This is a genomic window from Streptomyces sp. UH6 (assembly GCF_013421635.1).
GTDB lineage: Bacteria > Actinomycetota > Actinomycetes > Streptomycetales > Streptomycetaceae > Streptomyces > Streptomyces abyssomicinicus.
In genome coordinates, this window is the sequence record NZ_JACADT010000412.1 from 1 (window position 1) to 4,810 (window position 4,810).

Below are 4,810 nucleotides of genomic sequence, written 5' to 3' on the forward strand. Positions count from 1 at the left end.
CTCACCGGTACACGCAGACATCGGGGGGAATTCTCATGGTCCACGCACTTCGCCCACGCCGTACCGCCGCCGCACTGGCCGCCCTCTCGCTCGGCGCCCTCCTGCTGACCGCGGGCGGCGGCGACGCCGACAAGGACACGGGAACCCCCACCACGTCGGCGGCCCCGTCCCCGGCGGACCCCGGCGAGCCCTCCGCCACGCCGTCGTCGGCCGGCCCGGGCGACGGCGGCAGCACCGCCGGAGGTTCCCCGGACGACGGCGACGGCACCCCGCCGCCGTCCGAGGCCGCGGCAAACGACGACCAGGACGGGGGCGTGGGCATGTGCGAGACGCACGACATGGCCTACACCGTCACCGTCGCCTCCGAGCCCGCCCAGCACGCGCTGCTGACCGCGGTGAACAAGGGCGGCTCTCCCTGCCTGCTCCCGGTGAACGAGCTGGTGATCACCATCCCGGGCCTCGACGGCGCCGCCGAGCACGTGGGCCCCGAGGACACGGATCGGATCGTGGAGCCCGGCGGGCGCGCGTACGCCGGGATCCGGTTCTCGCGCGGGGACGACGCGGGCGGCAGGAGCGCCGACAAGGTGGAGGTCGCCCTCACCGCCGCCGAGACGCCCGCCACGCTGCCGGTCGGCGACGGCCCCGTCACCGTCAATGACATGCTCGTCACCAGTTTCCTCACCACCGCCGAGGACGCGCTCAGCTACTGACCGAGCGGCTCCGAAGCCGTGGCCGGCGCACGATCTCATCGCCGAACGCGCGAAAATCTATGTCGGCCGGAGTAGACATTCGCCGGCAACGTGGCTATGTTTTCTTTCGTAGCCGAGATCGAGAAGGGTTCGGCAGAGACGAACTGCCGGCCGTAGTACCCGTTCGGTAAGTGATTGATCCGGAGGAAAGAACGGAGGAGCCGAGCACCATCAGGATCGCCCGGGCAGATGTCCAGAGCCCGGGTACCGCAGGACATCGATAGTGAGGTGGTCTCCGGTCAAGCAACCGCGATCCCCGCGGCCCCGACAGCATCCCGGTCGGGCACGCGGATACAGAAGGCCGGCTCGGAATCAGGGCCGGCAGATGGTGTAGCAGTTCCTTCGGGGCCTTGGTGCCGTACGGCACCAAGGCCCCTCGACGCGTGCCACAGAGAGGCCCCATGACAGCAGACGACTCGTTCGACCGTCTCGACGACGACGACTACCCCGCCTACACGATGGGCCGGGCAGCCGAAATGATCGGGGCCACCCCCGGCTTCCTCCGCGCCCTCGGAGAGGCCCGCCTCATCACCCCACTGCGTTCCACCGGTGGACACCGCCGCTACTCCCGCTACCAGCTGCGCATCGCCGCCCGCGCCCGCGAGCTCGTCGACCAGGGAACGCCCATCGAGGCTGCCTGTCGCATCGTCATCCTCGAGGATCAGCTCGCGGAAGCCCAGCGCATCAACGCCGAACACCACCGCGCCGCGGGAGCGGGGAATGCGACGCCCGCGGAATGAACCGGGGCGGGCCTGCGGCCCCTTCGGCAGGCCCGCCCGCACACGGTCCACGGCGCGACCGGCGGTCCCGTCGGAAGGTCGCACGACCAGCCGGACAGGACCTAGCGGTCCCGGTGCGAGCGCAGGAGCTGCTGGATCTGCGCCAGTGTCTCCTTGTCGAGGCCCCGGCCGTCGGCCGTGGGCTCCAGCTGGGTGACGGTGCGGATGTCGTAGGCCCGTTCGTCGTCCTCACCGGGCACCGCGGCGTACTCCTCCTTCTCGGAGAAGCCGACGACCTTGTCGACGGCCTTCGCGATGAGCCAGGTGAGGACGAACGAGAAGGCGGCGACGGCGAGGATGGCGACGGCCTGCCTCCAGAGCAGGGAGAGGCCGCCGCCGTAGAAGAGGCCTTCCTTGCCGCTGACGTCGCGGGTGGCGAACAGGCCCACCATCAGCAGTCCGACGAATCCGCCCGCGCCGTGGACGCCGACCACGTCGAGGGTGTCGTCGACGTTCAGGCGGTACTTGAGGGTGACGGCCCAGGCGCAGAACGCGCCGGTCACCAGGCCGGTGATCAGCGCGCCCGTGGGGTCGATCTCGCCGCAGGCGGGGGTGATGGCCACCATGCCCGCCACCGCGGAGGAACCGACGCCCATCATGGTGACCTTCCTGGTCCGCGCGTACTCCACCAGCGGCCAGGTGACCATCGCGCCCGCCGCCGCCAGCTGGGTGTTGATGAAGGCGGTGGCGGCGGTGCCGGTGTCGCGGAGCGCCGAACCGGCGTTGAAGGCCAGCCAGCCGAACCACAGGAGCGCCACGCCGATCATGACCAGCGGGATGTTGCTGGGCCGCGGCTCCTTGCGCCGGAAGTCGGCGGGCCCCCTGATGACCAGCGCCGCGGCGAGCCCGGCGATGCCCGAGTTGAGTTCCACGGGCAGTCCTCCGGCGAAGTCCAGGGCGCCCAGGTGGGCGGAGATCCACCCGTTCTCCGTGTCGAAGACCCAGTGCGCGATGGGCACGTACACGATCAGCAGCCAGAGCACGGAGAACACCAGCCAGCCCCGCATGGAGGCCCGGCCGGCGATGGATCCGCTGATGAGCGCCACCGTGACGATGGCGAAGCCCATCTGGAAGGTGGCGTAGATGTAGGTGGGGAAGGAGTCCGTGAGGGTCTCCGGCCCGATGCCGCGCAGGAAGGCGCGGTCCAGGTTCCCGATGAGCCCCACCCCGCCGACGTCCGGGCCGAAGGCGAGGCTGTATCCGATCAGGTACCAGGCGATGGTGACGAAGCACAGCGAGGCGAAGCTCATCTTGAGCATCACCAGGATGTGCTTGGTGCGCACCATGCCGCCGTAGAAGAAGGCCAGGGCGGGCGTCATCAGCAGCACCATGGCGGTCGCCGCCAGCATCCAGGCGGTGTCGCCCGAGTCGTACGCCGGCGGCATGGCGGCGAGGACGGTGGTCATGAACGTGGTCTCCTCATGGCTAACGGGGGCGGGCCGTCACGGCTTGCGCAGGTCGGGGGCCGGGTGGCCGGTGAGCAGCCGCCGGACGGCGTCCCACCCGGCCCGGACCGCCTCGGCGACCCTGGGCTGGTCCTGGCCGAGCACGCGCATCCAGGCGCCGCAGTCGTCCGGCAGCACGCTCGCCCCGTGGAGCACCGCGCGGGACTCCACGGACCGGTGCAGGGCGTCGGCGAGCTCCGCGGCGGGGCGCAGGGAGCTGATGACGTAGAGCGTGGCGACGTGGTCGTGCCCGGCGAACACGCCCGGCCCGGTCACCCCGCCCGGCAGGCCCGGCCGCAGCCGCAGGGTGTCCACGGCCAGCGGCTTCCCGTCGGGGCGGCGGATCTCCAGGTCGTTGGTGAGCACCGTGTACTCGTGCCGTTCGCCGCGCGCGAGCCGCCCGGCGGTGAACGTCTCCGCGTAGACCACCGTGGCGTCCTCGTGCACCGTCAGCTCGACACCCTGGTGGAAGCGCGAGCCGCGGAACGGGATGACGGGGTCGGGCAGGTACTCGACGTAGGCGCCCTCCTCGGCGGTGAGGTGGACGCGCTGCGTCGCGTAGTCGTCCTCCATCCGGTAGACCTTGGTGGCCGCCTGGGTGGTGAAGAGGGCCTGGGTGCCCGGGCCGCACCGCAGGTCCTGGCGGTAGCGGTCGGCCTGGGCGATCCCCCCGCCCGTGGCCATCACGTAGGTGAACGCCATGCCGGGCATCGCCGGGTCGACGTAGAGCGGACGCATGATCTGCAGCGGCGACTTCTGGTACCGCGCGACCAGTTCGGTCCGGTCGCCGCGCCGCGCGTACCCGAGGTCGAGGATCCCCACCTTGGCCGGCGAGCCGGGCTCGAGGGTTCTGGGCACGGAGGCGAACGCCGCCGTCTCGGGCGGGAGCCGGACCGGCTCGTAGTGTTCCGGCGCGAGCCGGTCATGGGTGGCCGTCATCTCAGGTCAGGACCTTGTGCCGGGCCTCGAGGAAGGCGGCCACCTCGTCGACGCCCTTGCCCGTCAGGCAGTCGGTCAGCACCACCGGCCCGTCGCCCCGCACCCGGTGGGCGTCGCCCTCCATGACGGCGAGGTCGGTCCGCACGTACGGGGCGATGTCCACCTTGTTGATGACCAGCAGGTCGGAGTCGGTGATGCCGGGCCCCCGCTTGCGCGGCATCTTCTCCCCTTCCGCGGTGTCCAGCACGAAGACGAAGAGGTCGACCAGCGCCGGGCTGAAGGTGAGGGTGAGGTTGTCGCCGCCGCTCTCGTAGAGGAGGACGTCGACGTCGGGGTGGCGTTCGAGCATCTCGGCCCCGGCGGCCAGGTTCATCGTGGGGTCGTCACGGACGGCGGTGTGGGGGCACGCCCCGGTCTCGACGCCCACGACGCGGTCGCCGTCGAGGACCCCCTGGAGCGTCCGGCGGACGTGCTGGGCGTCCTCCTGGGTGTAGATGTCGTTGGTGATGACCGCCGGCCGCCTGCCCCGCGCGATCAGGACGGGCACCAGTGCCTCGATCAGGGCCGTCTTGCCGGAGCCGACGGGGCCGCCGATCCCGACGCGCAGGACGTTGTCTCGCATGGTCTTTCCTTTCCGGTGCGGACGCCGTGTACGGCGGCCGGTCAGGTCGCGAACAGGCGGGCCTCCGCCCGCTCGTGCCGGGCGGACATGACGTCCGCCGCGAAGGTGGTCGCGCCGAGGTCGGCGAGTTCGCGGACGAGTGCCGCGTGGGTGGTCTCCACGATCACGGGGGCCGCCTCCCGCAGCAGGGACTGGGCCCGCCGGTGGTCCGTCAGCCGCAGCCGCAGCGCGGCGCCGGCGAAGCTCGCGCAGAAGGCGAACAGGTCCGAGGCGACG

The 4,810-nt window shown here is 71.5% G+C and carries 5 protein-coding genes and 1 pseudogene; 2 read left to right on the forward strand and 4 right to left on the reverse strand.

Annotation, left to right across the window (positions count from 1 at the left end; genetic code table 11):
- Both HW445_RS18760 and HW445_RS18765 read left to right on the forward strand, forming a co-directional pair.
- On the forward strand, window positions 1–710 hold a 710-nt coding region (locus tag HW445_RS18760), incomplete at its 5' end, for a DUF4232 domain-containing protein (protein WP_218957138.1).
- A gap of 440 nt (window positions 711–1,150) precedes the next feature.
- A complete protein-coding gene (locus HW445_RS18765; RefSeq protein WP_180222155.1) occupies window positions 1,151–1,489 on the forward strand; it encodes a MerR family transcriptional regulator in 339 nt (112 codons plus the stop codon).
- A gap of 101 nt (window positions 1,490–1,590) precedes the next feature.
- Here HW445_RS18765 and HW445_RS18770 read toward each other — a convergent pair whose 3' ends face one another.
- The 4 genes and pseudogenes from HW445_RS18770 to HW445_RS18785 all read right to left on the reverse strand — a co-directional run.
- Window positions 1,591–2,934, reverse strand: a complete 1,344-nt coding sequence (locus HW445_RS18770; protein ID WP_374939669.1) for an ammonium transporter — start codon at window positions 2,932–2,934, stop codon at window positions 1,591–1,593.
- A 36-nt stretch (window positions 2,935–2,970) separates the two neighbouring features.
- Window positions 2,971–3,912, reverse strand: coding sequence for an urease accessory protein UreD (locus HW445_RS18775; protein WP_180222156.1), 942 nt, complete (start codon window positions 3,910–3,912; stop codon window positions 2,971–2,973).
- A gap of 1 nt (window position 3,913) precedes the next feature.
- The gene (ureG, locus tag HW445_RS18780; protein WP_180222157.1) at window positions 3,914–4,534 is read right to left on the reverse strand and encodes an urease accessory protein UreG; all 621 of its coding nucleotides are present in this window, start codon (window positions 4,532–4,534) and stop codon (window positions 3,914–3,916) included.
- Between the two features lie 41 nt (window positions 4,535–4,575).
- Window positions 4,576–4,810 (reverse strand): annotated as a pseudogene (locus HW445_RS18785) (urease accessory protein); the annotation flags it as partial.